This is a genomic window from Brevibacterium ammoniilyticum, assembly GCF_038429965.1.
GTDB lineage: Bacteria > Actinomycetota > Actinomycetes > Actinomycetales > Brevibacteriaceae > Brevibacterium > Brevibacterium ammoniilyticum.
Map to the genome: position 1 here is coordinate 168610 of NZ_BAABNP010000001.1, position 26202 is coordinate 194811.

The 26202-nt window shown below is 68.4% G+C and carries 19 protein-coding genes; 13 read left to right on the top strand and 6 right to left on the bottom strand.

What is annotated here, in order from left to right; genetic code table 11:
• Window positions 1-43: 43 nt before the first annotated feature.
• From AAHA49_RS00780 to AAHA49_RS00790, 3 genes are all read left to right on the top strand, one after another.
• Window positions 44-1240 (top strand): MFS transporter, encoded by a 1197-nt coding sequence (locus AAHA49_RS00780; RefSeq protein WP_339392963.1) that lies wholly within the window; start codon window positions 44-46, stop codon window positions 1238-1240.
• 120 nt (window positions 1241-1360) lie between these two features.
• The gene (locus AAHA49_RS00785) at window positions 1361-2158 is read left to right on the top strand and encodes a nitrilase-related carbon-nitrogen hydrolase (RefSeq protein ID WP_339392964.1); all 798 of its coding nucleotides are present in this window, start codon (window positions 1361-1363) and stop codon (window positions 2156-2158) included.
• Window positions 2159-2255: 97 nt separating this feature from the next.
• Window positions 2256-3038, top strand: coding sequence for a TetR/AcrR family transcriptional regulator (locus AAHA49_RS00790; protein ID WP_342036875.1), 783 nt, complete (start codon window positions 2256-2258; stop codon window positions 3036-3038).
• Between the two features lie 80 nt (window positions 3039-3118).
• Here the strand turns inward: AAHA49_RS00790 and AAHA49_RS00795 are convergent, their stop codons facing one another.
• Both AAHA49_RS00795 and AAHA49_RS00800 read right to left on the bottom strand, forming a co-directional pair.
• Window positions 3119-3430 (bottom strand): hypothetical protein, encoded by a 312-nt coding sequence (locus AAHA49_RS00795; RefSeq protein WP_339392966.1) that lies wholly within the window; start codon window positions 3428-3430, stop codon window positions 3119-3121.
• Window positions 3427-5007 carry an acyl-CoA carboxylase subunit beta gene (locus AAHA49_RS00800; protein ID WP_339392967.1) on the bottom strand — a complete coding sequence of 527 codons (1581 nt, stop codon included), beginning with the start codon at window positions 5005-5007 and terminating at the stop codon, window positions 3427-3429. The genes AAHA49_RS00795 and AAHA49_RS00800 overlap by 4 nt, the downstream gene beginning before the upstream one ends.
• A gap of 67 nt (window positions 5008-5074) precedes the next feature.
• Between AAHA49_RS00800 and AAHA49_RS00805 the strand changes: the two genes are divergently transcribed.
• Together AAHA49_RS00805 and AAHA49_RS00810 are read left to right on the top strand one after the other, a co-directional pair.
• A complete protein-coding gene (locus AAHA49_RS00805; protein ID WP_339392968.1) occupies window positions 5075-6091 on the top strand; it encodes a biotin--[acetyl-CoA-carboxylase] ligase in 1017 nt (338 codons plus the stop codon).
• A complete protein-coding gene (locus AAHA49_RS00810) occupies window positions 6091-7824 on the top strand; it encodes an adenylate/guanylate cyclase domain-containing protein (RefSeq protein ID WP_339392969.1) in 1734 nt (577 codons plus the stop codon). Before AAHA49_RS00805 ends, AAHA49_RS00810 begins: the two co-directional genes overlap by 1 nt.
• Window positions 7825-8120: 296 nt before the next feature.
• On the opposite strand, the gene AAHA49_RS00815 is transcribed toward AAHA49_RS00810, so the two are convergent.
• The 3 genes from AAHA49_RS00815 to AAHA49_RS00825 all read right to left on the bottom strand — a co-directional run bounded on the left by AAHA49_RS00815 (window position 8121) and on the right by AAHA49_RS00825 (window position 14435).
• Window positions 8121-10829, bottom strand: a complete 2709-nt coding sequence (locus tag AAHA49_RS00815; RefSeq protein WP_339392970.1) for a DNA gyrase/topoisomerase IV subunit A — start codon at window positions 10827-10829, stop codon at window positions 8121-8123.
• A gap of 112 nt (window positions 10830-10941) precedes the next feature.
• The gene (locus tag AAHA49_RS00820; protein ID WP_339392971.1) at window positions 10942-11496 is read right to left on the bottom strand and encodes a TetR/AcrR family transcriptional regulator; all 555 of its coding nucleotides are present in this window, start codon (window positions 11494-11496) and stop codon (window positions 10942-10944) included.
• A 266-nt stretch (window positions 11497-11762) separates the two neighbouring features.
• Window positions 11763-14435, bottom strand: a complete 2673-nt coding sequence (locus tag AAHA49_RS00825) for a bifunctional acetate--CoA ligase family protein/GNAT family N-acetyltransferase (RefSeq protein ID WP_342036876.1) — start codon at window positions 14433-14435, stop codon at window positions 11763-11765.
• A 51-nt stretch (window positions 14436-14486) separates the two neighbouring features.
• Between AAHA49_RS00825 and AAHA49_RS00830 the strand changes: the two genes are divergently transcribed.
• Both AAHA49_RS00830 and AAHA49_RS00835 read left to right on the top strand, forming a co-directional pair.
• Entirely contained in the window at window positions 14487-15074 is a 588-nt protein-coding gene (locus AAHA49_RS00830) for a DUF5998 family protein (protein ID WP_339392973.1), read from the top strand.
• The gene (locus AAHA49_RS00835; protein ID WP_339392974.1) at window positions 15074-16246 is read left to right on the top strand and encodes an alkaline phosphatase family protein; all 1173 of its coding nucleotides are present in this window, start codon (window positions 15074-15076) and stop codon (window positions 16244-16246) included. Before AAHA49_RS00830 ends, AAHA49_RS00835 begins: the two co-directional genes overlap by 1 nt.
• Here AAHA49_RS00835 and AAHA49_RS00840 read toward each other — a convergent pair.
• On the bottom strand, window positions 16206-16751 hold the full coding sequence (locus AAHA49_RS00840) for a GtrA family protein (protein ID WP_339392975.1): 546 nt from the start codon (window positions 16749-16751) through the stop codon (window positions 16206-16208). The genes AAHA49_RS00835 and AAHA49_RS00840 overlap by 41 nt on opposite strands.
• Window positions 16752-16911: 160 nt before the next feature.
• Between AAHA49_RS00840 and AAHA49_RS00845 the strand changes: the two genes are divergently transcribed.
• The 6 genes from AAHA49_RS00845 to manA all read left to right on the top strand — a co-directional run bounded on the left by AAHA49_RS00845 (window position 16912) and on the right by manA (window position 26083).
• A complete protein-coding gene (locus tag AAHA49_RS00845; RefSeq protein ID WP_422614433.1) occupies window positions 16912-18084 on the top strand; it encodes a 5-(carboxyamino)imidazole ribonucleotide synthase in 1173 nt (390 codons plus the stop codon).
• Between the two features lies 1 nt (window position 18085).
• A complete protein-coding gene (gene purE / locus AAHA49_RS00850) occupies window positions 18086-18610 on the top strand; it encodes a 5-(carboxyamino)imidazole ribonucleotide mutase (RefSeq protein ID WP_339392977.1) in 525 nt (174 codons plus the stop codon).
• Window positions 18611-18646: 36 nt separating this feature from the next.
• A complete protein-coding gene (locus tag AAHA49_RS00855) occupies window positions 18647-19795 on the top strand; it encodes an acyl-CoA dehydrogenase family protein (RefSeq protein ID WP_339393027.1) in 1149 nt (382 codons plus the stop codon).
• A gap of 238 nt (window positions 19796-20033) precedes the next feature.
• Window positions 20034-21557: an LCP family protein gene (locus AAHA49_RS00860; RefSeq protein WP_339392978.1), complete on the top strand. Its 1524-nt coding sequence runs from the start codon at window positions 20034-20036 to the stop codon at window positions 21555-21557.
• A gap of 392 nt (window positions 21558-21949) precedes the next feature.
• On the top strand, window positions 21950-24517 hold the full coding sequence (locus AAHA49_RS00865; protein WP_339392979.1) for an NlpC/P60 family protein: 2568 nt from the start codon (window positions 21950-21952) through the stop codon (window positions 24515-24517).
• Between the two features lie 249 nt (window positions 24518-24766).
• On the top strand, window positions 24767-26083 hold the full coding sequence (gene manA / locus AAHA49_RS00870; RefSeq protein ID WP_339392980.1) for a mannose-6-phosphate isomerase, class I: 1317 nt from the start codon (window positions 24767-24769) through the stop codon (window positions 26081-26083).
• Window positions 26084-26202 lie beyond the last annotated feature (119 nt).

A 26202-nucleotide genomic window follows, 5' to 3' on the forward strand; every position in this document is an offset into this window, starting at 1 on the left:
CTCGCCGCTCGGCGGGCCGCTCTGAGCAGAGGGAAGAGGACGCGTGGCACGAGCACAGCTGTGGACGAAGGACTTCATCGTCGGGATCTGCCTCAACCTCGCGATGTCCATGGTCTTCTACCTGCTCATGACCTCGATGGCCGGCTACGCGATCGCCCGCTTCTCCGCCGGTCAGGCCGCCGCGGGCTTCGCGTCCTCGAGCTTCATCGTCGGCGCCGTCGTCGCCCGCGTGCTCACCGGCAAGTACCTCGACTTCATCGGCCGCCGGAAGCTGCTCGTCATCTCCATGGCGGTCTTCGTCCTCGCCTCGCTCGCCTACATCGCCGCGGACACGCTCGCCCTCCTCATCGTCATCCGCCTCATCCACGGCGTCGCCTTCGGGGCGGGGAACACGGCGATCATGACGGCGATCCAGTCGGTCATCCCGTCCTCTCGCCGAGGTGAGGGCACCGGTTACTTCGGGACCGCGACGACGCTGTCCACGGCGCTCGGCCCCTACCTCGGCGTGCTCCTACCGCACGAGTTCGACTACACGGTGCTCTTCATGGCCTCGGCGTTCATGTCGGCGGTCTCCCTCATCCTCTGCTTCTTCCTCGACCTGCCGAAGCAGGAGCTCAGCGAGGCCCAGCGCGCCGCGAAATGGCACCTCCACCCCCGCACCCTCGTCGACCGCGACGGGCTGCGCATCGGGCTGATCATGCTCATCGCCGGCGTCGCGTTCGCCGCGGCACTCGTCTTCCTCGCCGGCTATGCCGCGGAGAACGGCGTGCCCGGTGCGGCCTCACTGTTCTTCATCGCCTTCGCGGCCGCCTCGCTCGTGGCCAGGCTCTTCGTCGGCCGGATCCAGGACGCCTACGGCGACAACATCGTCATCTACCCCTCGCTCGCCCTCAACGCCGCAGGCAATGTGCTCCTGGCCATGTGGCCGACGACAGCCGGAATCGTGGCAGCCGGCGTGCTCATCGGCTTCGGCTTCGGCTCGCTCATGCCCAGCGCCCAGACGATCACGGTGAAGTCCGTGCCGATGTCGCGGGTGCCGGTGGCCACCGCGTCGTTCTTCCTCCTCCTCGACGCCGGCTCCGGGATCGGGCCGATCGTCCTCGGCGCGCTCATGCCGCTGACCGGCGGCAGCGGTATGTTCCTCCTGTGTGCGGGCCTCGTTCTCGTCTCGATGCTCGTCTACACCGCCGTCCACGGCCGCGGTCGCGGGGGTCGGCCGGGACGCGAATTCATCAGCTGAGGACGACGGCAGCATGAGCCGAGGTCGGCTGGGTTGTCGCTGCCGTCACAGGCCGGACCCCGGGTGACCTCCGGCGCGGTTCCGAGTAGCCTGAGACCGACGCCGAGCACGGAGGATGACATGCGACTCGCTCTCGCCCAGATCAACACGACGACGGATGTGGCCGCCAACCTCGCCAAGGTCCGGGACTACACGCACCGGGCGGCAGAGGCCGACGCCGAGGTCGTCGTCTTCCCCGAAGCGACGATGTCGGCGTTCGGCCGCGGCCTGGCCGAGATCGCCGAACGGGAGGCGACCGGGTGGCGTGAAGCGCTGACCGCACTCGCCGCGGACGCCGACACGAGCATCGTCGTCGGCGAGTTCGCGGTCGCAGACGGCAAGCTCGTCAATCTCCTCGCCGTCTACGCCCCCGACGGCACCCGGTCCGAATACGCGAAGATCCACCTCTACGACGCGTTCGGGTTCAAGGAGTCCGACACCGTCACAGCCGGACAGGATCCCGCTGTCGTCTCGCTTGCCGGCGACGAGGTGGGCATCGCGATCTGCTACGACATCCGTTTCCCCAAGCTCTTCGCCGAACTCAGCCGCCGAGGCGCACGGCTGGCGATCGTCTCCGCCTCGTGGGGTGCGGGGCCGGGCAAGGTCGAGCAGTGGGAGCTGCTCGCCCGGGCTCGGGCGCTGGACTCGAACATGTTCGTCCTCGCCCTCGGTCAGGCCGACCCCGAGGTCACCGGGGTCGACGTGCCGCCGAAGGGACCGACGGGCGTCGGCCACAGTCTCGTCGCCGACCCGTTCGGCGCCGTCGTCGTCGAACTCGGCGGGGAGGAGATGCTCGAGGTCGTCGACCTCGACCTCGGTCTCGCCGATGAGGCCGCCGAGGCGCTGCCCGTGCTCGTCAACGCGAAGCTGGGGTACTGAACCGGCTTCGGCGGGAGTGGGTCGGAAGTGAGCGTGCAGCCCGTGAGCACGGTCACGGCATTTGAGAGGCGATCGCACCGAGCGCGATAATGGCGGCATGGCAGCAGCAGAGGAGACCGTGCCGGAAGAGGGACTGCGGGAGCGGAAGAAGCGCGAACGAGAACAGGCCCTGCGTCGGGCCGCCCTCGACCTCACCGCCGAGAACGGCTTCGCCAACGTCACCATCGAGGCGATCTGCGACCGCGCAGGAGTCTCCGGTCGGACCTTCTTCAACTACTTCGGCAACAAGGAGGAAGCGCTCCTCGGGCGCTCCGACACCGTCTTCGACGACGAGGACCGTCCGGCGATCGCCGAATTCGAAGCCGGCGGCCCGTCAGGGCGTCTGCTCACCGACCTCGAAGGCCTGCTCACCGTCGTCATCCGCAGCCGGCTGCGACGCCGTGAGGAGATGCACCGGTTTCACCAGATCCTCAAGCAGGAGCCTGCGCTCATGCAGCTGCAGATGTCGCGCATGGGCAGCAACGAGCGCCTCTTCCGCGAGATGATCCACCGTCGACTCGAGGGCGGGCCACCAGTCGACGGCTCAGCACCCGTCGACGGCGTCGCACCGGACGACGGCGCCACACCGGCTGGGCACGCAAGGGAGACGGATACGACTGACGACGCGACCGCCTCGGCGGGGGAGGTCGGGAACTGTCTTGGTGACGAGGGGCCACCCGTGTCCCCACGGGCCGAAGCGGTGGCCGCCTTGGCGATGATGGCGATCAGGACGACCTTCATGCGCCTGCGCCGCGACGAGGGCGACCCGGATCCCGTCATCCGCGAGATCTTCGCCGAACTCCGCGCGGTCTTCGCCGAGGATGAGCGCAGCGCGGACTGACCAGCTGCCCGGCACTCGGGTCAGCTGCCCGGCGGCCGAGTCACCGGCCCGCCGTCTGAGTCACCGCCTCGGCGACTGAGTCAGCGTCCCAGCGGCTGCGTCCAGGTCTGGGGCAGACGCCGGCGGACGTTGCGGCGCGGGGCGTTGAAGCCGGCACGGTCGTGCTTCTTCGTCTCCACCTCGGCGAGGGCTTCGGCCTGGTGGGCGGCATAGGCGAGCGCCACCTGTCGGATCGCGACGACGGCGGCCACGGCTGCGGCGCTGGCCATCTCGTCGCTGACCGGCTGACCGTCGTCGGCGCGCACCCGAGTGCGGTCTTCGACCGACGCAGACGTCTCCGGCGTCGACGCGGACCGTGCACTCGATGCGGTCTCGGTGAGTTCCTCGCTCATAGGGGGATGTTACCGTGCTTGCGCGCCGGCGCGTCGACGTGCTTGTTCTTCAGCGCCCGCAGGGATCGCACGATGCGCGCCCGGGTCTCGCTCGGCTTGATGACGGCGTCGATGTAGCCCTCCTCGGCCGCGAGGTACGGGTTGAGCAGAGCGTCCTCGTAGTCCTGGATGAGTTCGTCGCGCAGGGCGTCGACGTCCTCACCGGCCTCCTCTGCGGCCTTGAGCTTGCGGCGGTAGACGATGTTCGCGGCCCCCTGGGCACCCATGACGGCGATCTGCGCCGAGGGCCACGCGAGGTTGATGTCGGCGCCGAGCTGCTTCGAACCCATGACGCAGTACGCGCCGCCGTAGGCCTTGCGGGTGATGAGCGTGATGAGCGGGACGGTGGCTTCACCGTAGGCGTAGATGAGCTTCGCACCGCGGCGGATGATCCCGCCGAGCTCCTGATCGGTGCCGGGCAGGAAGCCGGGGACGTCGACGAAGGTGAGGATCGGCAGGTTGAAGGCGTCGCAGAGGCGGACGAAGCGGGCCGCCTTCTCCGAGGCGTCGATGTCGAGGGTGCCGGCCAGCTGCATCGGCTGGTTGGCGATGACGCCGACGCTCACGCCTTCGACGCGGCCGAAGCCGGTGACGACGTTGGGGGCGAAGAGCTCGGAGACCTGGAGGAACTCCCCGTCGTCGAGGACCGTGGTGACGACGTCGAGGATGTCGTAGGGCTGCGAGGGCGAATCCGGCATGAGGGTGTCGAGCGCTTCGTCCTCGGTGGTGAGCTCGAGGTCGGATTCGAAGACGTCGGCGTCGGCCGGGTCGAGGTTGTTCTGGGGGAGGAACGAGAGGAGGTCGCGGACGTAGTTGAGGGCGTCCTCCTCGTCGCTGGCGAGGTAGTGGGCGTTGCCGGAGACCGTGTTGTGGGTGCGTCCGCCGCCGAGCTCCTCGTGGCCGACCTCCTCACCGGTGACCGTGCGGATGACGTCGGGGCCGGTGATGTACATGTGGCTGGTCTTGTCGACCATGATCGTGACGTCGGTGAGCGCCGGGGAGTACACGGCACCGCCGGCCGAGGGGCCCATGATGAGCGAGATCTGGGGGATGACGCCGGAGGAGGCGACGTTGAGGCGGAAGATCTCGGCGAAGAGCGCGATCGAGCCGACGCCCTCCTGGATGCGGGCGCCGCCGGAGTCGTTGATGCCGATGATCGGGCAGCCGAGCTTGAGCGCGAGCTTCTGGACCTTGACGATCTTCCGGCCGTTCGCCTCGGCGAGAGAGCCGCCGAGGACGGTGAAGTCGTGGGCGAAGACGGCCACGGTCTTGCCGTCGATCGTGCCCAGGCCGCAGACCACGCCGTCACCGTCGGGACGGTTCGCGGCCATCCCGAACTGGGTGTTGTGGTGGCGCGCGAACTCGTCGATCTCCTGGAACGATCCGTCGTCGAGGAGCTGGTCGATGCGTTCGCGGGCGGTCTGCTTGCCGCGCTTGTGCTGGTTCTCCACCGACTTCTCGTTGCCGGTGTGGGCCGCGTCGCGGCGGGCTTCGAAGGCGTCGATGCGCTCGGCGGTGGTGCGTGGAGTTTCCGTCATGCCCCCACCTTATCGAGGGCGCACGAGTTCATTGTGCACTCCCACCAAAAGAATCTAGAGTGGACTGGTGACCAGCCAACACGCGCCCTTCCTCGTCGATGTCCGCTCGCTGCGCGCCCGCGCCGAGGCCGCCGGAATCGACCTTCCGCTCATCATCTGGGACGAGACGAGTCCGTCGACGAACGATGAGCTCGCGGCCCTGGTCCGCAGTCCTCAGACGCTGTCCGCCGAGGCGGGGGGGGGCGCCCCCGCCGACGAGGTGAATGGTTCCTCCGCCGAGGCGGTCGTCCGCGAGATCGCCGGGGACGTCGACCTCCCCGACGGCCTGCCCGAGCTGACGATCCTCGGCACCGACTACCAGAACGCCGGTCACGGCAGGCTCGGACGCACGTGGACGGTTCCGCCGCGCAGGTCGCTGACCTTCTCGATCCTGCTGCGCCCGAGCGTCGGGGTCGAATCCTGGGGGTGGATCCCGCTCATCACCGGTGAGGCGGTGCGTTCTGCCGTCGCCGAGGTGGGAGTCCCCGCCGTGCTCAAGTGGCCCAACGATGTGCTCACCGCCGAGGGGAAGAAGCTGTGCGGGATCCTCGCCCGCATCGAGATGCTCGACTCGGGTCCGCACATCGTGCTCGGCATGGGGATCAACACGCGACTCGAACCCGAAGATCTGCCACGGGAGGACGCGAGCTCCCTGGCGATCGAACTCGGAGATGCGGGTACGGGTCCTGGCGGTGAGCCGGGTTCAGAGATCGATCATGAAGCGTTGCTAGTGTCGATCCTCAGCACACTCATTCCTGCCCTGAGGGAGATCGACGAGTATGGTGACGAGGACTTCAGCCGCAGCCGGACCGCCGAGCAGGTGCGTGCAGGCATGGTGACATTGGGAACCAGGGTCAAGGTCGAACGCCCCGACGGAGGGCACCTCATCGGCCGCGCCACCGGACTCGACCCCTCCGGCGACCTCGTCATCGATGACGAGATCACCGTGAGCGCCGGCGACGTCCACCATCTGCGCCCGGCCCCTGAGACCCTGTCCGACGAGACCGCCTCCGGGACGACCCCATCCGGGGCGACAGAGAGATGATGAGTGAGGACACCCAGCACGGGTTTGCGTCTGCCGCCGGCGACGACACGCAGCGTCGCGATGATTCCCCGCACACCGTGACAGAGAGGCAGTCCCATCACCACCCGGCCGATGAGCGGCAGGATGGCGTCGAGGCCGGACGGGCAGGTGCCAGGCGGGATGATGCCGGGCAGAATCACGTCGATCGGCAGGCTGCCGCGCAGGTTGACGTCGAGCGGCAAGCTGCCGAGCGGGAGGATGCGGGGCAGGCTTACCTGGAAGGCTCGGATGCCGATGAGCTGGATCCCCAGCCGTCGGATGTTCGGCCGTCGGCTGCCCAGTCCTCGGATGCTCGGCCGACCGGTGAGCGACGCCCCGCTGACCGCGGAGCTGCACACGACGCGGCGGTCGCAGGGGCCTCGGCAGCGACCGGTCCTGCGGCGGCCGGCGCTGCAGCGTCCCGCCCCGGTTCTGCCGGAGTCCGCGGTCGCTTGCGGGTCGATGACAGCGAACTGCCTGCCACCTCGGCGATGCCGATCATCCGTGAGGACATGATTCCCGGTCGCGCATCCGGTGAGAGCACCGGTGGGGGAGCGACCGACCCCGCGGAATCCGGGACCTCGACGTGGGACGACTTCTCCGAGGGACTGCACGAGGATCCGCGCACCTCGGCGATCGACATCGTCGACGAGGACGACGATCCGATCTACGAGACCCGATCCGCGGCCGAGCGTCTCGAGGAGATCCTCCTCGACGGCAAACGCGTGCTCGATCGGCGGGAGGCGGCGAAGCTCGGCGGGATCTCGACGGTCTCGGCGAGGAAGATGTGGCGGGCGCTGGGGATGTCCCAGACCGACGCGCACGACAAGGCGTACACGGTCAGCGATGCCCATGCCCTGCGGATGTGGGCGAAGCCGGTGGCCGACGGGCTCATCGACCAGGAGACGGCGCTGTCCCTGGCGCGCGCGATCGGGCAGACGACGGACCGCCTCGTCGTGTGGCAGATGGAGACGCTCGTCGAATACCTCACCGAGGAGAAGGGGATGAGCGAACCCGAGGCCCGGCGGGAGGCCCTCGAGGTCATCGAGGATCTCATCGACCCGATGCAGAAGATGCTCGTGTACTCGTGGCGGCGCAACCTCGCCGAGGTGATGGGCAGGCTCAACGTCAACGTCTCCGACGGGCTCGCGATGGACAACCGGCAGGGCTGGTACGACTCGTCGATGCCGCTGGCCCGGGCCGTCGGGTTCATCGACCTCGTCTCCTACACCCGGCTGTCGCAGAAGCTCGAACCGCGTCAGCTGGCGAACATGGTCCAGGAGTTCCAGGGCATCTGCTACAACATCGTCGCCACCGGCGGCGGGCGGATCATCAAGACCGTCGGCGACGAGGTGTTCTTCGCGGCCGAGACGCCGATGGCCGGCGCGGAGATCGCGATGACGCTCATGGAACGCGTCACCGCGGCCTCGGATCTGCCGCAGGCGCGCGTCGGATTCGTCTGGGGCCGGGTGCTCTCCCGCCTCGGCGACATCTTCGGCTCGAGCGTCAACCTCGCGGCCAGGCTCACGGCCGTGGCCGAACCCGGCACGATCTTCACCGACGAGGAGACCGCGCGGGTGCTCTCGACCTCCGACGCCTACGTGTTCGAACCCCGCGGATCGCTCACCCTGCAGGGGCTGGGGGAGACGGGGATCTGCCGGATGGAGCGGGGCACGGCCGCACGGATGAAGCTCGACCTCGACGACGAATCCTGAGCCGCCTCGGTCACCGCAGCGGCATCGGTCGCCGCGTCACGTCGTCGGCGTCAGGTTCCGCCGCACGTACCAACAGTCACCCTCAGCGCTACGTCCTACCCTTCCTGGTGTAGGAGAAGAAGCTGCGGGTGCCGTTCGGTGAGCGGAGTGGAGGACGTAGAGCCGAACGTGCGATTGAGTGCTGGATGTAGGACGTGGCGCTGCGGGTTCCGGTTGATGCGGCACCCGCAGTGCTTCGACTCGAAGTGCACGTCAGGAGGACACGCTTCGGCGAGCTCGTGCGTGCGGAACACGCGTCAGAAGAGCGCTGAGTCGTCGTCCTCGGCATCCTCGTCGTGGGAGACGATGACGCCGTTGTCGGTGTCGATGCGGGCGCGGGAGATCGCCTCGCGCGCGTCGTCGAGATCGAGGTCGAGACCCTCGAAGCTCGTCGCCAATCCGCCCGAAGCGGCCGCCTGCGGCTCACCGCCGCCGCCCGAACCGTCAGAGCCCGACGCCTCAGAGCCCACTCCGTCGCCGCCGCCGTCACCCAAGTCCCCATCGACCGTGCCACCGGTGACGTCCTCACCGGGGGCGCCGAGGCGAGGCAGCGTGCCGATGACATCGATCTTCGCCTCGAGCGGGGAGCCGGTGCCGTCGCGGCGAGACATCTCGCCCGGCAGGGCCCTCGCCCCACCGGCCTGCGCGGCCGCCTGCGGCGAATCGCCGACCCAGGCGAGCGAGAGCTCGGTCTCGCCCTTGAGGAACTTGTGGGCGCGCACGCCCGAGGTGGCGCGTCCCTTCGTCGGGAACTCCGCGAACTCGCTGACCTTGATCGACGAGGACGGTGCCCCGTAGAAGTTCTCGCCGCTGGCGATCGTCACCACCGACAGGCTCATCTCCTCGTCGGCCTCATGGGGGACCGCACCGAAGAAGATCGCCTTGGCCTCGGCGCCGAGCTTGATGCCGGCCACACCCGAGGCGTTCCAGCCCTGCGCGCGCAGACCCGAGGCGTCGAAGGCGAGCAGCTGGGCCCCGGAGGTGACGAAGACCGCGAGCGATGCGTCGATGTCACGCGGTTGGGCGAGACCGATGACGGAGTCCTTGCCCTTGAGTGCGATCGCATCCCATTCGGTCTTGTTCGGCCGACCCGCGACGGACACGCGCTTGACGACACCGTCGGCGGTGCCGAGGAGGAACTCGCGTTCGAGGTCGATCAGCCCGATGACCTTCTCGTTCTTCTCCAGCGCCGCGTACTCGGCGATTTTGACGCCTCCTGCGACGTTCGGCCGCGAGGCTCCCGGCGGGAGCGCCGGCAGGTCGACGACGTCGATCATGTGCAGGGTCCCGGACGAGGTGACCGCCCCGATCTTCCCCTGGGTCGTCGCGACGACCTCGGAGACGAGCGCGTCATGGCTGGCACGTTTGCCCGACCGGGAGAGCACCGCGGCATCCGAGGTCCGCGCGATCCGGCCCGACGTCGAGAGCAGCACCCGGGTCGGGGCGTCGGCGATCCTCAGGTTGTCCGGGGCCTTCTTCCCCTTCGCCGTGAGCTCCTTCATCGACCCTTCGATGAGGACCGTGCGACGGGGCGTGCCGATGATCTCGGCGGTGGCCTCGAGTTCCGTGGCGACGAGCTCGCGCAGCTTCGACTCGTCGGCGAGCAGACCTTCGAGGTACTCGATGCGGTTCTTCAGCTCGTCCCGCTCGGCCTCGAGTTCGAGACGCGAGAACTTCGTCAGCCGCCGCAGCTGGAGGTCGAGGATGTAGGTGGCCTGCAGCTCCGAGAGGTCGAAGACGTCCATGAGCCTCGTCCGCGCGGTGCCGGCATCGTCCGAGGAGCGGATGAGCTGGATGACCTCGTCGATGTCGAGGATCGCGATGAGCAGGCCCTCGACGAGGTGGAGGCGGTCCTTGGCCTTGCGCAGCTGGAAGACCGTGCGCCGACGGACGACGTCGATGCGGTGGGAGAGGTAGACGGTGAGGAGCTCGCGCAGCCCGAGGGTGCGCGGCTGGCCCTCGACGAGGCAGACGTTGTTGATGCCGAAGGACTCCTCGAGCGGAGTCTGCCGGTAGAGCTCGGCGAGGACCGCCTCGGGGTTGAAGCCGTTCTTGACCCCGATGACCAGGCGCATGCCGTTCTTGCGGTCGGAGTAGTCGTCGATCGAGGCGATGCCGGTGAGCTTCTTCGCCCCCACGGCGTCCTTGACCTTCGCCACGACCTTCTCCGGGCCGACGAGGTAGGGCAGCTCGGTGACGACGATGCCCTTGCGGCGGGCGTTGATGTTCTCGATCGAGACCGTCGCCCGGGTGCGGAACGTCCCGCGCCCCGTCTCATAGGCCTCCCGCACCCCGTCGAGGCCGATGATCCGCCCACCCGTGGGCAGGTCGGGGCCCGGGATGAAGCGCATGAGCTCGGCGAGATCGGCCTCGGGGTTGCGGATGAGGTGGCAGCACGCGGCGATGACCTCACCGGGATTGTGCGGAGCCATGTTCGTCGCCATGCCCACCGCGATCCCCGAGGCTCCGTTGATGAGGAGGTTGGGGAAGGCGCTGGGCAGGACGTCGGGCTGGGTGAGGGTGTTGTCGTAGTTGGGGACGAAGTCGACGACCTCTTCGTCGAGGCCGGCGATCATCTGCATCGACGCCGTCGTCAGCCGGGCCTCGGTGTACCTCGGAGCGGCCGGACCGTCGTCGAGGGAGCCGAAGTTGCCGTGGCCGTCGACGAGCGGGACCCGCATGATGAAGTCCTGGCTCAGCCGCACCAGCGCGTCGTAGATCGCCGAATCCCCGTGCGGGTGGAGCTTGCCCATGACATCGCCGACGATGCGGGAGGACTTGACGTGGCCGCGGTCGGGCCGCAGACCCATATCGCCCATCTGGTAGACGATGCGCCTCTGCACCGGTTTGAGGCCGTCACGGGCGTCCGGCAGAGCCCTCGAGTAGATGACAGAGTACGCGTACTCGAGGTACGAACTCTCCATCTCCGCCGAGACGTCGACATCGATGACTCTGCCTTCGGTCATGGAACTCCTGTCTCACACGCCGGTCCGCTGTCCCTCAGCGGCGGCACCCGTCGATTCTAACGTTCGAATCGTGTTCCCCGGCTCACCCGGTCGGGCTCGTGTCGTCAGGCGTTCACTGCGCAGGCGCGTAGTCGTTCATCCAGGCGGCGAGTTCGTTGATGTAGGACTCGACATGCTCGCGCTTGGGGGCACCCGACATCAGCTCGCTGATCATCATCCCCAGCACCGAGCTCGTGATGCGGCGGGCCAGGTCGGCGTCGATGCCGCTGAGCTGCATGACGAAGGAGTCCACCGTGGCCATGTTCGCCTTCTTCGCCGCGAGCGCCTCGGCGGGCAGGGCCGGGTCGAGGCTGAGCATGACGGAGGTGTAGAAGCGGTTGCGGTCGGTGGTGAGCAGGTCGAAGCACAGTCCGATGGCAGCGTCGACGAGCGGGGTCCCACCCGTCGTCGTGTTCTCGACGAGGCGATCGAACTGGCGGGAGTTGAGCTCGCCGATGCGCTCGAGGATTCCGGTGACGAGGGCGTCACGCGTGCGGTAGACGTTGGATGTCGAGCCGACGGGGAGTTCGGCCATGGCGTCGACCGCACGATGGGTGAGTCCGCGGACCCCCTGCTCGGCGACGACGGCGATGGCGGAATCCGTGACGACATCTTTGCGCGAAATCAATGCTCTCTGCCTCGCTCTCGTGGACACCCCTGAAGCACAAGGGTGCCTGCTGACGGTAATGACCCACTTCGGTCACAGACTGCGGCCGGGGACCGGCCGTGCTATTTAGGGCACAAATGCATAACTATTCATGCTCGAACGGATACAGACACTACATGTTCGGTCGATGGATTGGTATATGACTCGCCAAAAAGTCAGTCGGTTCCCACCAATCGGGTCGGCTGCGTCCAGGACCGCCGCGAAATCGGCAGACATCCGATCTCTGCTCAGCTGAGCAGCCGCCTGGTCGTGTCGATCCGTGTCGCATCGGCGAGCAGCGAGATGCGCACGTCGAGGATGTGGCTCTTCGTCTCGGTCGCGACGATCGGGTGCATCTCGACGTCGAGGATCTGCGGATGGCGTTCGACGAGGACGGAGAGGCGTTCGAGGACGTCGATGAGCGGATCGATGTCGACCGGGGGCAGCCCCCGGTAGCCGAACAGCCTCGGCGAGGACTTGATCGACCGGATCATGTCCCCGGCGTCCTTGTCCGTCAGCGGCGCGACCCGATGCTCGACATCGCCGAGGAGTTCCGTGGTGTCCCCGGCCAGGGAGAACGAGAGCATCGGTCCGAGCAGGCGGTCCTCGCCGGCGCGGATGACGCAGGGCACCCCGGGCGGCGCCATCGCCTGGACGTCGACGAGCAGCTCCTCGTCCCCGGGCAGGGAGGAGATGAGGCTCTGGATGGCGGTGAAGTCCTCCGTGAGCTCCTCGGGCGTGTCGATGTTGAGGCGGACCCCGCCGAGCTCCATGCGGTGGCGCAGCGACTTCGTCACGGCCTTGAGCGCGACCGGGTAGCCGATCGTCTCCGCGGCTTTGAGTCCTTCGGCCACCGAGGCGGCCGTGATGTAGGGGACCGTCTCGATCCCGTAGCAGCTGAGCAGGTCCCGGGCGCGCTCGCGGGAGAGGACGACGGGGCAGCCGGGGCCGGCGCCCTCGAGTGCGGCATCGACGATCTCGCGCACCCCTTTGTCGTCGAGGTCCTCGATCTCGAGGAAGCGTCCGTGGTCGGCCGCACGCCACCGGGAGTAGTCGGTGGCCCGGGCGAGCGCCCACACGGCGTCCTCGGGTCCGAGGTAGCTGGGCACCGTGTGCGTCACCCGTTTGCCCTCGTCATCGGTGAGGAAGCTCGTGAGCTCGTCCTGGACGCCGTGGATGCCGAGGAAGCATGCGACCGTCGTCTTCTCCGACCGGGCCGCGGCCTCGGCGAGGCGGGCGGCGATCTCGTTCTCCTCGGCCCCGGCCGACGGGGTGAAGGTGACGATGACGGAGTCGATGTCGGAGCGGGCGTACATCGCCTCGAGCTTGGTGCCGAAGGTCTCGGCCTCGACCTCGGGGTGGAGGGAGACGACCGCGGATTCGACGGTCAGCCCTTCGGCGCGGGCGCGCTGGACGATGAGCGTCGACAGGGCCGCGGAGTTGCCGATCACCCCGACCCGGCGCCCGGCCGGCAGCGGCTGGGTGGAGAAGACCTGCGCCAAGTCGAAGAGCTGGTGGACGGTGTCGGCGCGGACCACTCCGGCCTGGCCGAGCACCTGGTCGAGGGCGTGCGGGGCGAGCGAGGAGGTGCGCACGACGTGTCCGGGCGGCAGTTCGCGGCCCGTGACATCGGATTTGACGACGATGACGGGTTTGACGCGGGAGACCCGGCGGGCGATGCGGGAGAACTTCCGCGGATTGCCGATCGATTCGAGGTAGAGGCCCACCGTGTGCGTGGCCGGGTCCTCCTCCCAGTACTGGAGGAGGTCGTTGCCGGAGAGGTCGGCGCGGTTGCCGGCGGAGACGAACGTCGAGATCCCCAGGCCGCGGTTCTTCGCCGTGGCGAGCAGGGCCGTGCCGAGCGCCCCCGACTGGCTGAACAGGCCGAGGGTGCCGGGTTCGGGCAGGAACGGGGCGAGCGAGGCGTTGAGTCTGACATCGGGGGCCTCGTTGACGATGCCGAACGAGTTCGGTCCGATGAGCCGCATCCCGTAGGCCCGGGAGGTGGCGACGACCTGACGTTGGAGTTCGGCGCCGGCCCGGCCGGTCTCGGCGAAGCCGGAGGAGATGACGAGGACGGCCTTGGCCCCGTGGGCGGCGCACTCCTGGACCACCTCGGTGACGGAGTCGGCGGGCACCGCGATGACGGCGAGATCCGCAGTGCCCGGCAGGGCGTCGAGGCTCTCATACGCGGGCACGCCGGCGACCTGGTCGGCTTCGGGGTGGACGACCCAGAGGTCCCCGGTGAAGTGGGCTGAGACGATGTTGCGGATGAGGAGGTTGCCCGTCGAGTTCCGCTTCCGGCTGGCGCCGATGACGACGACGGAGGACGGGTGGAGGACGGTGCGCACGCTCTTGGCCTCCGCGCGGTGCTCGCGCGTGGCCTGGACCTCGATCGAACGGGCCGTGGGGTCGATGTCGAAGGTCACGGCCACGACCCCGTCGTCGAAGCCGCGGCTGACCTCGTAGCCGGCGGCCTGGAAGACCTGGAGCATCGAGCGGTTCTGGGGGAGCACCTCGGCGGTGAATTTCCTCAGCCCCGACTCCCGGGCGGCAGCGGCGAGGTGCTCGAGGAGGATCGAGCCGATGCCGCGCCCCTGATGGGCGTCGGCGATGTTGAAGGCGACCTCCGCCGAGGTGGGGGAGATCCGGTCGTAGCGACCGACCCCGATGATGTCGTCGCCGATCGTCATCACCAGCGCTACCCGGTCGTTGTGGTCGACGTTGACGAACCGGTCGAGGTCGCGTTGGGGCAGCTTGGGCAGGGGAGCGAAGAAGCGCAGGTAGATCGACTCGGGCGACTGGGCCTCGTGCATGCGGGCCAGCGCCTCGGCGTCGGAGGGCACGATCGGGCGCAGATGGGCGGTGCCGCCGTCGCGGAGGACGACATCGGCTTCCCACCCGGCAGGATAGTCTTCCATGGCTCAAGCATAAATGCGGGGCGCGGGGACGAGTACGGCACAATGGAGTCCATGGCATTACCCGAAGTCCTCGTCCGCGACCTCCAATCGGCCGGATACTATCCGCAGCTCACCCAGGGCATCCTCACCGATTCCCTGTTCGGCGAACCGGTGCTCAGCCACTTCGTCCACATCGACACGCACGTCGACATCGAGTCCATCCACCGTCACGTCACCGCGTTCGTCCTCACCGAGACCCGCCTGCTGCTCGCCCACGTCGACGACGACCCGGCCGTGGCCCCCGGTGGGAAGGCGCGGGCCGTGACGAGCAGCGAGGACATCGAACTCGAACGCCTCGGCACCGTCATGGTCGGGCGCACCTTCGCCGACCCCGCCTCGTATACGCCGGGCGAGGCCCCCGTCGAGGTCTCGCTGACCCTCTCCTGGGGTGCCGCCCGCCGGATCGAGGCGTTCCCCGAGACCTGCGGTGACCCCGACTGCATGGGCGACCACGGCTACGGCGGATCGACCTTCGCCGAGGATGTCGTCCTCCGCGTCTCCGCCGAAGCCGAGGGGCAGGCCGCCGTCGACCGCATCGCCGCCTTCGCCGACCGCCTGCGCCAGGCCGTCTTCCACGCCCGCCTCCGGTCGCGGCGCTGATGGTGGGATCCCCGACCGAGAGCCTCGAGACCCTGCTCGGACCTCCCGACTACGCGGGACCGATGCTCTCCGACGTCGTGCCCGCCGCGGCGCTCGCCCTCGGTGCCGGCCACATCCTCGACGGCACGGCGCTGAGCCGGGCCGAGGCGCTGGGCGCCGACCGTGAGGTGCGCACCGCGATCGTCGTCCTCATCGACGGACTCGGAGAGCGGCTGCTGAGCCGCGACAGCGGGTACACACCCTTCTTCCGCTCACTGGCCTCCGCCCGCCGCCCGATCTCGGCGGGCTTCCCGTCGACGACGGCGAACTCCCTGTCCTCCCTGGCCACCGGCCGTCTGCCCGGGGCCCACGGCGTCGTCGGCTATCGCCTCCTCGACCCGGCCAAGGACGCCGTCTTCAACCAGCTCACCTGGGACCTCGACGTCGACCCTGTCGCCTGGGTGCCCGATGCGACTCTTTTCGAACGCCTCGAATCGGCCGAGGTCGACGTCGTCAGCCTCGGCGAGGCGAAGTTCGCCGGTCGGGGACTCAACCGGGCCTCGCTGCGCGGCGGCCGGTTCCGGGCCTCGAAGACGCTCGAGGAGCGCAGCGCGCAGGCGCTTGCCGAGGTGCGCGCACCGGGCACCCGGCTCGTCTACCTCTACTGGGGCAACCTCGACAAGACCGGCCATGTGCACGGTTCGAACTCGGCGGCCTGGACCGAGGAGCTCGAGCGCATCGACCTCGTCCTCTCCCGGCTCGCCCAGGACCTGCCGCACGATTCGGCTCTCTTCGTCACCGCCGACCACGGGATGGTCGACATCGACCACGACACTCGCCTCGACCTCGTCGACGCCCCCGAGCTCAAGTCGGGGCTGCGCCACCTCGGCGGGGAGCCGCGTGCCCTCCATCTCTACGCCGAACCTGGCGCCGAGGCGGACGTGGCGGCCGCGTGGACGGAGACCCTGGCCGGGCGCGCCCTCGTCCTGCCCCGCGCCGAGGCCATCGCCCGCGGGTACTTCGGACCCGTCGACCCGCGGGTGCTCGGGCGCATCGGCGACGTCATCGCGATCTGCGCCGACGGCTTCGCCGTCGTCGATTCGGACACGGAGTCCGCCTCGGCGCTCGCCCTCATCGGCCATCACGGCGCGACTACCGAACGCGAACTCCAGGTCCCTCTGCTGCTCGTGTGAGACCGGCGTCGGCGACGGCATCGTCCGTGACTGCGGGGTCGGTGTCGGCGACGACGACCTCCCGCCTCGGCGAGGCTGTCGTCGAGGCGCTGCCGGGCACGCGGTAGAGCACGCGGGAGTACATGAGGTAGCGGAATATGTTGCCGAGCAGGACACCGACGACGTTGCCGGAGATGTTGTCGGCGAGCGGCGAGGTCAGGCCCATGACGTAGTGGCTGATGACGAGGCAGAGGCCGGCGATGCCGAGGCCGATCGCATTGACGGCGAAGAAGCCTGCCGCCTCCCGCCACGGACGATGGGTGCGACCGTCGCGGAACGTCCAGTGCCGGGACCCGAGCCAGCTGACCGTGGTCGCCGCGGCCACCGAGACGACCTTGGGGATGAGCGGGCCGATGTCGGTGGTGAAGAGGATGAGGTTGAAGACGGCGAGGTCGACGAGGAAGGCGACGGCGCCGACGGCGGTGAACTTCGCCAGGCGGGAGAACTCGGTGCGCGTGCGGCCCACGGTCCCCTCCTCACCTCGTGGCACTCGACGAGGTCCATCGTACGACAGTGAGGATGTCGGTCAGCTGGGAGCCGCGAGCGTCCTGGGCCGGGCCGCCGTTAGGATGGGAGGCGTGACTTTTCCTACCATCGGCGTCATCGGCGGAGGCCAGCTGGCCCGCATGCTCGCCCCCGCAGCTGAGGCACTGGGAGTCCGGTTCGCCGTCCTCGCCGAGACCGCCGACGCCCCGGCCGCCCAGGTCATCCACGACGTCGTCGTCGGCGACTACACCGACTTCGCGACGCTCAAGGCCTTCGCCGAGACCGTCGACGTCATCACCTTCGACCACGAGCACGTCCCGCCCGAGCACCTCGAGGCGCTCGTCGCCGCCGGGCACGCGGTCCGTCCCGGCCCGCAGGCGCTCATCTTCGCCCAGGACAAGATCCTCATGCGCCGCCGGATGGACGAACTCGGCCTGCCCAACCCCCGATGGGCGGAGATCACGAGCGTCTCCGATGCCGAGGCCTTCGCCGCCGAGGTGGGCCTGCCGTTCATCCTCAAGACCCCGCGCGGGGGCTACGACGGCAAGGGCGTGCGCGTCATCTCCTCCCTCGACGAGGTCGGTGAGTGGCTGCGCGAGGTCCCCGTCCTCCTCGCCGAAGAGAAGGTCGACTTCACCCGTGAGCTCGCCGTCATGGTCGGCCGGTCCCCGATGGGGCAGACCGCCGTGTGGCCCGTCGTCGAGACCTGGCAGCAGGACGGGGTGTGCAAGGAGGCCATCGCCCCTGCCCCCGGCCTCTCGGGCGACAAGGCGAAGGAGATCACCGAGGCGGTCCTCACCGTCGCAGGCGCCCTCGACGTCACCGGGGTGATGGCGATGGAGATGTTCGAGACCCCGGACGGCTTCCTCATCAACGAGTTCGCGATGCGCCCCCACAACACCGGCCACTGGACCCAGGACGGGTCGGTGACCAGCCAGTTCGAACAGCATCTGCGTGCCGTCCTCGACCTGCCGCTCGGCAGCCCCGAGGCCAGGGAGGACGTGTCGGTGATGGTCAACATCCTCGGCGCCGAACACGAGGACCTCTACCAGCCCTACCTCCACGTCATGGCCCACGACCCCGCGGTCAAGGTCCACCTCTACGGCAAGGGGGTGCGGCCGGGACGCAAGGTCGGCCACGTCAACGCCTACGGCGATGACCGGGAGCTCGTCCTCGCCCGTGCCCGGCATGCCGCGGACTTCATCGCCGGCGTCGACACCGACCCGCATCCCCGGATGCCCGAGGCCACCGCCTCGGCGGCCGCGACACCGACGAACCTCACCGCACCGAACAACCCCGGGGAAGGGGCCTGACATGAGCACTCCAGCAGACACACCCGCACCGGCGGTCCCCGTCGGCATCGTCATGGGCTCGGACTCGGACTGGCCGACGATGGCCGCCGCCGCCGAGGCGCTCACGGAGATCGGCATCGCCTCGAGCGCCGAGGTGGTCTCCGCCCATCGGATGCCCGAGGACATGGTCGAGTGGGCGAAGACCGCGGCCGACCGCGGTCTGCGCGTCATCATCGCCGGAGCAGGCGGAGCCGCGCACCTGCCGGGCATGATCGCCTCGATGACCTCGCTGCCGGTCATCGGCGTGCCCGTGCCGCTGAAACACCTCGACGGCATGGACTCGCTGCTCTCGATCGTCCAGATGCCCGGCGGGGTCCCCGTGGCCACGGTTTCGATCGGCGGGGCGAGGAACGCGGGTCTGCTCGCCGCCCGCATCCTCGGTGCCGGAACGGACGCCGAATCACTGCGGATCCGGGCAAGTCTCGACGAGTATCGGGCGCGCCTGCGCCAGGTCGCCCTCGACAAAGGGGCGGCGCTCGGGCAATAATTGCTGACTGAACGATCGATCAGTCAAAGGAGCATGATGTTCGACCTCTACCAGCCCAGTGAAGAGCACGAAGAGATCCGCGCGGCGGTGCGCGACGTCGTCGAGAAGCGGATCACCCCCTTCGCCGCCGAGGTCGACGCCGAATCCCGGTACCCGCAGGAAGCCCACGACGCGCTCGTCGAGACCGACTTCTTCGCCGCCCACGTCCCCGAGCAGTACGGGGGAGTGGGCGCCGACGCGCTCGCGGTGGCGATCATCATCGAAGAGGTCGCCCGCGGCTGTGCCTCCTCCTCCCTCATCCCCGCCGTCAACAAGCTCGGCAGCATGCCCGTCCAGCTCGGCGGCGATGAGGCGATCAAAGCGAAGTACCTCGCCCCGCTCGCCCGCGGCGAGGCCGGATTCTCCTACGGTCTCTCCGAACGCGAAGCCGGTTCGGACACCGCCTCGATGAAGACCCGTGCCACCCGAGACGGCGATGACTGGATCCTCAACGGCGTGAAGACGTGGATCACCAACGCCGGGGTCTCCGAGTACTACACGGTCATGGCCGTCACCGACCCCGACGGGGCGCGCGGACGCAACATCTCCGCGTTCGTCGTCGAGAAGTCCGATGAGGGCTTCACCTTCGGGGAGAAGGAGCGCAAGCTCGGCATCAAGGGCTCACCGACGCGGGAACTGCTCTTCGACAACGTCCGGCTGCCCGGTGACCGCATCGTCGGTGCCCCCGGTGAGGGGCTGAAGATCGCCCTGCGCACCCTCGACCACACGCGGGTGACGATCGCCGCACAGGCCGTGGGCATCGCCCAGGGCGCGCTCGACTATGCGCTGGCCTACGTCAAGGAGCGCCAGCAGTTCGGCAAGCGCATTGCCGACTTCCAGGCGATCCAGTTCATGCTCGCCGACATGGGCATGAAGCTCGAAGCCGCCCGTCAGCTTACCTACACCGCAGCGGCCAAGAGCGAGCGCGGGGATGAGGACCTCACGTACTTCGGGGCCGCAGCGAAGGCCTTCGCCTCCGATGCGGCGATGGAGATCACCACCGACGCCGTCCAACTCCTCGGTGGGGCCGGCTATGTCGTCGACCATCCCGTCGAGCGGATGATGCGGGACGCGAAGATCACGCAGATCTACGAAGGCACCAACCAGATCCAGCGTCTCGTCATGGGCCGCCAGCTGCTCGGCTGAGCGCAGCTCGCAGTCCCCGCGGCGACCGACCGCCCTCGCACCCGTGCGAGGGCGGTCGGTTGCGTGAGTGTGGGGCAGAACACGTGCGCAGGCACGACATGCGAGGACCGGATGTGCGGGATTCGGCCGCGCCCACGGGACACAATGGATGGACACAGAGGACTCGGACGTTGGTTTGGCAGGATTGATGCCTGTGCAGGGACGGTGGGTCGGCACGCGAGCAGAAGAAGGTGAGGCAGTGGCCGAGACGAGATACATCGACCCCATCCGCTTCCCGTCCTACGCTTCGCAGCCGACGCGGGACGTGCGGGCGTGGTTGCTCCTCCTCGTCTCAGCCCTGCTGCCCGGCGGCGTTCAGCTGCTCTTCCGCTCCCGGCGCTGGGCGAAGATCTCCCTGTCGATCACCGCGATCAGCTGGATCCTCCTCATCGCCTCGGTCATCGCGATCCTCATCAACCGCACCTTCGCGTTCACGATCGGCACGAACCCCTACATCCTCACGTTCCTCACCATCTGGGTGCCCGTCGTCGGCCTCAACTGGGTCATCTGCCTCTTCGACACCGTGCGCAGGATCCGGCTGGTGACCCTGTCGAAGAAGGCGCGCACGCGGTTCCTCGGCGCCTTCTGCGCCCTCCTCCTCGTCGTCACCGGGCCTCTGGCGTGGGGGACGACGATGCTCAACTCCCAGCGCGGGCTCGTCAGCGACCTCTTCGCCTCCGGCAAGGCCGCGAAGCCCGTCGACGGCCGCTACAACATCCTCCTGCTCGGCTCCGACGCCGGCAAGGGCCGCACCGGCATCCGTCCCGACTCGATGTCGCTCGTCTCGATCGACGCCGAGACGGGCAAGACCGTCATCGTCGGTCTGCCCCGCAATATGCAGAACGTCCCCTTCGCCGAGGGCTCGCCGCTGGCCTCGATCTACCCGCAGGGATTCAACTGCGGCAACGAGTGCCTGCTCAACGCCGTGTTCCAGCAGGGGGAGAAGTACAAGGACAAGTTCCCCGACCCGAAGCGAGCAGGCGAGCAGGCGACGATGGACGCCGCCTCGGCGATCACCGGGCTCAAGGTCCAGTACTACGCGATGGTCAACCTCAAGGGCTTCGAGAAGCTCATCGACTCCCTCGGCGGGATCACCCTGGTCTCGGGCAAGCGCGTGCCGATCTCCTCGAAGGTCAACCCGGCCACCGGCAAGCACGGCCCCGTCAAGGGCTGGATCGAGCCGGGCAAGCAGAAGCTCGACGGCTACCACGCGCTGTGGTTCGCCCGCTCGCGCGAGTTCTCCAGCGACTACGAGCGGATGATCCGGCAGCGGTGCGTGCAGGAGGCGATGGTCAAGCAGCTCGACCCGGCCACTGTGCTCACCCGCTACCAGGACATCGCCGCAGCCACCCCGGGAGCTGTGTCCACCGACATCCCCTCGACCCAGGTCGACATGTTCGTCGACCTGGCGCTCAAAGTGAAGAGCCAGAAGATCGAGTCGCTTGACCTCACTCCGCCGCGCGTGACACCATCGCAACCGGACTTCGCCGAAGCGCGCCGCCTCGTTGCGAATGCGATCGACAAAGCCACCAAGGACGCTGAGAAGCAGAGCAATGCGCTCTCAGCCCCCGCAGGCGTCGCCGCAGGCACCTCCGCGGCAGCCGTGGTCAGTGCCTCCGCAGGCACCGAGGCGGCCGCCTCGCAGGCGACCGACGTGAGCGCCTCGGCGAGCCCTGAGAAGGGATCCGAGGCCGACGCGCGGTCGATCTGCTACGTCCCGTGAGGCGCTGAGACCGGGGTCGGTCACGGCGTGTCGGTCCGGTCGAGGATGACCGAAGCAGGACCCGACGAAAAAACTTTCGCTCGGTGTGTCGCCCAAGAACACTGGGAACCACACCCGTGTAATTATGTTCATTCGTTATTTGGCTAGTCTGACACGCCGGAAATGTGTAACAATTTTGAGATGTTGGGGTTGCCCACCGTTCTGCCGACGGTGAAGCGGACTCCCAAGGCCTGAACTTCCCTGACTTCCTCGAAAAGGCTGTAACGATGAAATACATTCTGCCCACAGTCGCGGGCTGCGCTTCAGTCGCACTCGTCGGCACCTTAGCGGTCACGGCTCCGACCGCCTTTGCTGCAACCGTCGAGCCGGAAGTGACCCAGAAGGCGCTCAACGTGAGCGAGGACGGACTCAAAGTCCCCGGCGCGCGCGACTCCAGTGACTCAGCTGCCTCCGTCGCCAACCAGAGCGCATCGAGCAACCTTCCGAACATATTCAAGTCGCAGACCGCACTCGCAGCCACCCAGGTGCCTGCCACGGTCAACGTCAGCGCGCAGCCGGCGTCGGCGACCGTCACCCCCGCCTCGGCGGGCCTGACCTCACCCGAGGGATCGGGAGACTCCACCACCCCCGCAGAGGGCGAGCAGAGCCAGTCCGGCGACGCCGCTCCCGCCGAGGAGACCGCACCGGCGGAGGAGACCGCTCCGGCGGAGGAGACGAAGGAGCCGTCGAAGGACGGCGACGACATCTCCGGCTCCGTGCAGCAGAAGACCGAGGACGGCGTGAACATCGCGCTCATCTCCGACGTCCTCGACGTGCCGTCGAAGAACCCCAGCCTCGTCGGCGTCACCTTCTCCGACGCCGCCAGCAGCATCCGCATCCAGGTCCGCGTCAAGAGCGGCAGCGGATGGGGCGCCTGGCAGACCCTCGATGAGGAGAAGCAGGAAGAGGCGAAGAACGAAGGCTCCGAGCCGTTCACCGTCAACCGCGCCGACGGTGTGCAGATGCGCATCCTCGGCGATCAGGCTCCCAGCGACGCCGAACTCGTCCTCGTCGACCCGAAGCGCTCGTCCGCAGACGCCCAGGCGGTCGCCGAGAACGCTCCCGTCCAGATCGACCCGCAGTCGACCGGTGCGACCGAGGAATCGGCCGCGACCGACGCCGGAACGACCGACGCGGGGACGACCGTGCCGGCCGTCGACGGCTCGGGCGCCGAGGCGACGAACGTCTCAGCTGCCGGTGCCGCCACGGTGAGCACCCAGAACTACGTTCCCGGCACCTCCACGGTGGACACCGTCGCGAAGTCGGCGAAGGTGCCCATGCCGAAGATCGCCTCCCGCAAGTCCTGGGGCGCGAAGCCGTACAAGGGCAGCGTCAGCTACGCGAGCGGCATCAAGCAGGCCGTCGTCCACCACACCTCGGGGTCGAACAGCTACTCCGCTGAGGACGTGCCCTCGATCATCCGCGGCATCCAGTCCTTCCACCAGAAGGGACGCGGCTGGTCCGACATCGGATACAACGTCGTCGCCGACAAGTACGGCCGCCTGTGGCAGGCCCGCGACGGCAAGCTCGAGAAGGCCGTCATCGGTGCGCACGTCGCCGGGTACAACACCGGAACGTTCGGCATCTCGGTGCTCGGCACGTACAACGGCTCGGCTCCTCCGAAGAAGACCCGTGACGCCGTGGCGGCCGCGATCGCCTGGAAGTTCTCGCTCAACGGGCTGACCGCGAGCAAGTCGACCCTCGTCGGCCACCGCGACCTCGGCAACACCGACTGCCCGGGCGATGCGTTCTACGCCAAGCTCGGCGAGGTCCGCAGCACCGTCAACGCGATCCTCAAGTCCGGTGACCTGCCTGCCGACGACAAGACCGAGTCGCCGAAGCCCAAGCCGAAGCCGAAGACCGCGATCGAGTCCTACGCCGAGAAGAACAACCTCGGCAAGGCCACGAGCAACGAGTTCGACGTCAAGGGCATCGCCGGCGCCAAGGGACGCAACTACGAGAAGGGCGTCGTCTACTGGTCCCAGAAGACCGGTGCCTACCACGTCAAGGGCGCGATCAGGGGCGCACTGACCGGTGACGTCATCCAGCAGGTCGGGCTGCCCACGGGGACCGAGAAGGGCGGCCTGAAGAACGGTGGAGCGTATCAGACCTTCTCGAAGGGAACGTTCCACTGGTCGCCCAAGACCGGGGCGAAGTACACCACCGGTGTGCTGCAGAGCTACTGGAAGTCCAAAGGGTACGAACGCGGGCACCTCGGGTACCCGAAGACCAACCCCACGGTGAAGAACGGTCGCGCCGAGCAGCTCTTCGAAGGCGCCAGGCTCGTCTGGGCCGAAGGCTACGGGACCACGGAGTTCTCACCGAACGGCAAGATCTCCGGCGGTGTCGTCGATGAGAACTCGCCGCCGGGAGGCAATGCCGCAGACGGCGGTTCGGGTGCAGACTCCGGGGAAGGTGCTGCAGCCGACGGAAACGATTCGAGCAATCCTGCGCCGAAGCCCAAGCCGACGAAGCCGGCCCCGAAGCCGACGAAGCCCGCGCCGAAGCCCTCGCCCAAGCCGACGAAGCCTCCCAAGGAGGACAAGCCGAGCAAGGAAGAGCAGATCCAGGCCCAGCGCAACGCGATCGTCAAGGACGCGAAGTCCTACCTCGGTGTGAAGTACGTCTGGGGCGGGACCACGCCGAAGGGATGGGACTGCTCCGGGTTCACCCAGTACGTCTACGGCAAGAACGGCATCAAGCTGCCGCGCACGACCAGCCAGCAGCGCAATGTGGGCAAGGTCGTCTCGGTCAAGGACGCCAAGCCCGGTGACCTGATCTGGATCCCCGGTCACATCGGCATCATCTCCGAGACCAAGGGGCAGATGTACGATGCGGGCTCGACCCGGACGAACACGGCCAAGCGCAGCTACGAGTGGATGCTCAGCCGCGGCGCCAAGGTCATCCGCGTCGTCGGCTGATCGAGAAGCCGCTGAGAAGTCAGTGAAGCGCTGAGAGATCAGCGCAAGCAGGGCCCCGCAGTGCCAACGCGCTGCGGGGCCCGCGCGCATTCACGGCGGGTACCCCTATTGTTCGACGAGCCTGCCGCAGTGAACTCTTGATGTACGGCCCTGAACAGGAGATGAAGTCACAGCGTCATCTCCGGAATCCGGGACGCGCACACGCTACGGTGGTGGGATGAGCACGAGCGAACGGAAGGAGCTGGGTCGGTGCGGCGGCTGAACAACACGGTGAAGAACTTCGACTGGGGCACCCCGGATGCGATCCCTGCGATCCTCGGCACCGTCCCGGACGGAACGCCGTGCGCCGAGCTCTGGCTCGGGGCCCACCCGCTCAGCCCCTCACGTCTCGAGGTCGCGGCCGCACAGGAGACGAACTCCGCTCTCGGCTACGGCCGCGTCGGCTCCTCCTCATCGGTCGACGTCCGCGCGAACGGCCGGGTCGCCTCGGGTCCGAACCTCATCGAATACATCGCCGGCGATCCCGAGGGCCTCCTCGGCCGGGATTCGCTCGAGGTCTTCGGCCCCCGTCTGCCGTTCCTCCTCAAGGTCCTCTCCGCCCAGCGGGCGCTCTCGATCCAGGTCCACCCCACGCCCGCGCAGGCCGCAGCCGGTTTCGCGCGGGAGGAGGAGACCGGCCCCGATCTCGATGCGCCCGAACGCAACTACAAGGACGCCTCGGCGAAACCCGAGCTCATCTACGCGCTCACCGAGTTCCACGCGCTGTCCGGATTCCGCCCGCGCAAGGCCGTGCGGGCGACCTTCGAGCGCTTCCTCTCGCTCTCGCTCTCCGCGACCTCGCTCGACTTCCTCGGTGAGATCCTCGGATCGCTCAAGGCGCTGAGTGAGGCGAAGGCGTTCTCGCGCACCGTCGAGCGCATCCTCGGCGACCCGCGGGCGCCGGGCCTCGTCGACGAGATCGCCGGCCAGGACTTCGCGACGCCGCCGCGGGGTCACGCTTCGCAGATCGGGACCGCGGTCGATCCGATGCAGACCTTCCGCGAACTCGTCGCCGACTATCCGGGCGACCCCGGTGTTCTCGTCGCGCTCATGCTCTGCCGCGTCCACCTCCAGCCGGGCGAGGCGCTCGCGATGGACTCCGGCGTCCTCCACGCCTACCTCGGCGGCACGGGGATCGAGATCATGGCGTCGAGCGACAACGTCCTGCGCGGGGGACTGACGAGCAAGCACGTCGACATCCCCGAGCTCACGGCGACCGCGACCTTCACCTCGGGGGCGCCGAGGCTGATCGAACCCGATCGCGACGGCGTGCTCAAGGGCGCGACCGAGGACTTCGCCCTCCAGGCCCTGCGGTGCCCGCGACTCAAGCGCATCGATCGTCGCGGTGCGGCGATCGCCCTGTGCACCTCAGGGTCGATCACGCTGACCTCGGTGGGCGCCTCGACGACGCTGACCCGTGGGCAGAGCGTGTTCATCGGCGCGAACGAACCTGCCGTGACCGCCGACGGCCACGGCGACCTCTTCATCGCGACCACCGGTCTCGACCGCGCCCTGCCCTTCGCCTGAGAGCGGAGGTCCGCCTGCCGGCGCGGTCGGCGGCTGCTCGATGGCGGCTGGCGGCCAGCGGCACCTGACTCGCGGCTACCGGCCAGCGGCACCTCACCGGCGGCTCCTGACCTGCGGCA

Bases quoted from the DNA above. Each gene is read 5' to 3' on its own strand.
- AAHA49_RS00790 (WP_342036875.1), top strand. From the start codon at position 2,256: ATGGCAGCAGCAGAGGAGACCGTGCCGGAAGAGGGACTGCGGGAGCGG.
- AAHA49_RS00855 (WP_339393027.1), top strand. From the start codon at position 18,647: ATGTTCGACCTCTACCAGCCCAGTGAAGAGCACGAAGAGATCCGCGCG.
- AAHA49_RS00785 (WP_339392964.1), top strand. From the start codon at position 1,361: ATGCGACTCGCTCTCGCCCAGATCAACACGACGACGGATGTGGCCGCC.
- purE (WP_339392977.1), top strand. From the start codon at position 18,086: ATGAGCACTCCAGCAGACACACCCGCACCGGCGGTCCCCGTCGGCATC.
- AAHA49_RS00825 (WP_342036876.1), bottom strand. From the start codon at position 14,435: ATGGAAGACTATCCTGCCGGGTGGGAAGCCGATGTCGTCCTCCGCGAC.
- AAHA49_RS00800 (WP_339392967.1), bottom strand. From the start codon at position 5,007: ATGACGGAAACTCCACGCACCACCGCCGAGCGCATCGACGCCTTCGAA.
- AAHA49_RS00845 (WP_422614433.1), top strand. From the start codon at position 16,912: ATGCTCGCCCCCGCAGCTGAGGCACTGGGAGTCCGGTTCGCCGTCCTC.
- AAHA49_RS00815 (WP_339392970.1), bottom strand. From the start codon at position 10,829: ATGACCGAAGGCAGAGTCATCGATGTCGACGTCTCGGCGGAGATGGAG.
- AAHA49_RS00795 (WP_339392966.1), bottom strand. From the start codon at position 3,430: ATGAGCGAGGAACTCACCGAGACCGCATCGAGTGCACGGTCCGCGTCG.
- AAHA49_RS00810 (WP_339392969.1), top strand. From the start codon at position 6,091: ATGAGTGAGGACACCCAGCACGGGTTTGCGTCTGCCGCCGGCGACGAC.
- AAHA49_RS00835 (WP_339392974.1), top strand. From the start codon at position 15,074: ATGGTGGGATCCCCGACCGAGAGCCTCGAGACCCTGCTCGGACCTCCC.
- AAHA49_RS00830 (WP_339392973.1), top strand. From the start codon at position 14,487: ATGGCATTACCCGAAGTCCTCGTCCGCGACCTCCAATCGGCCGGATAC.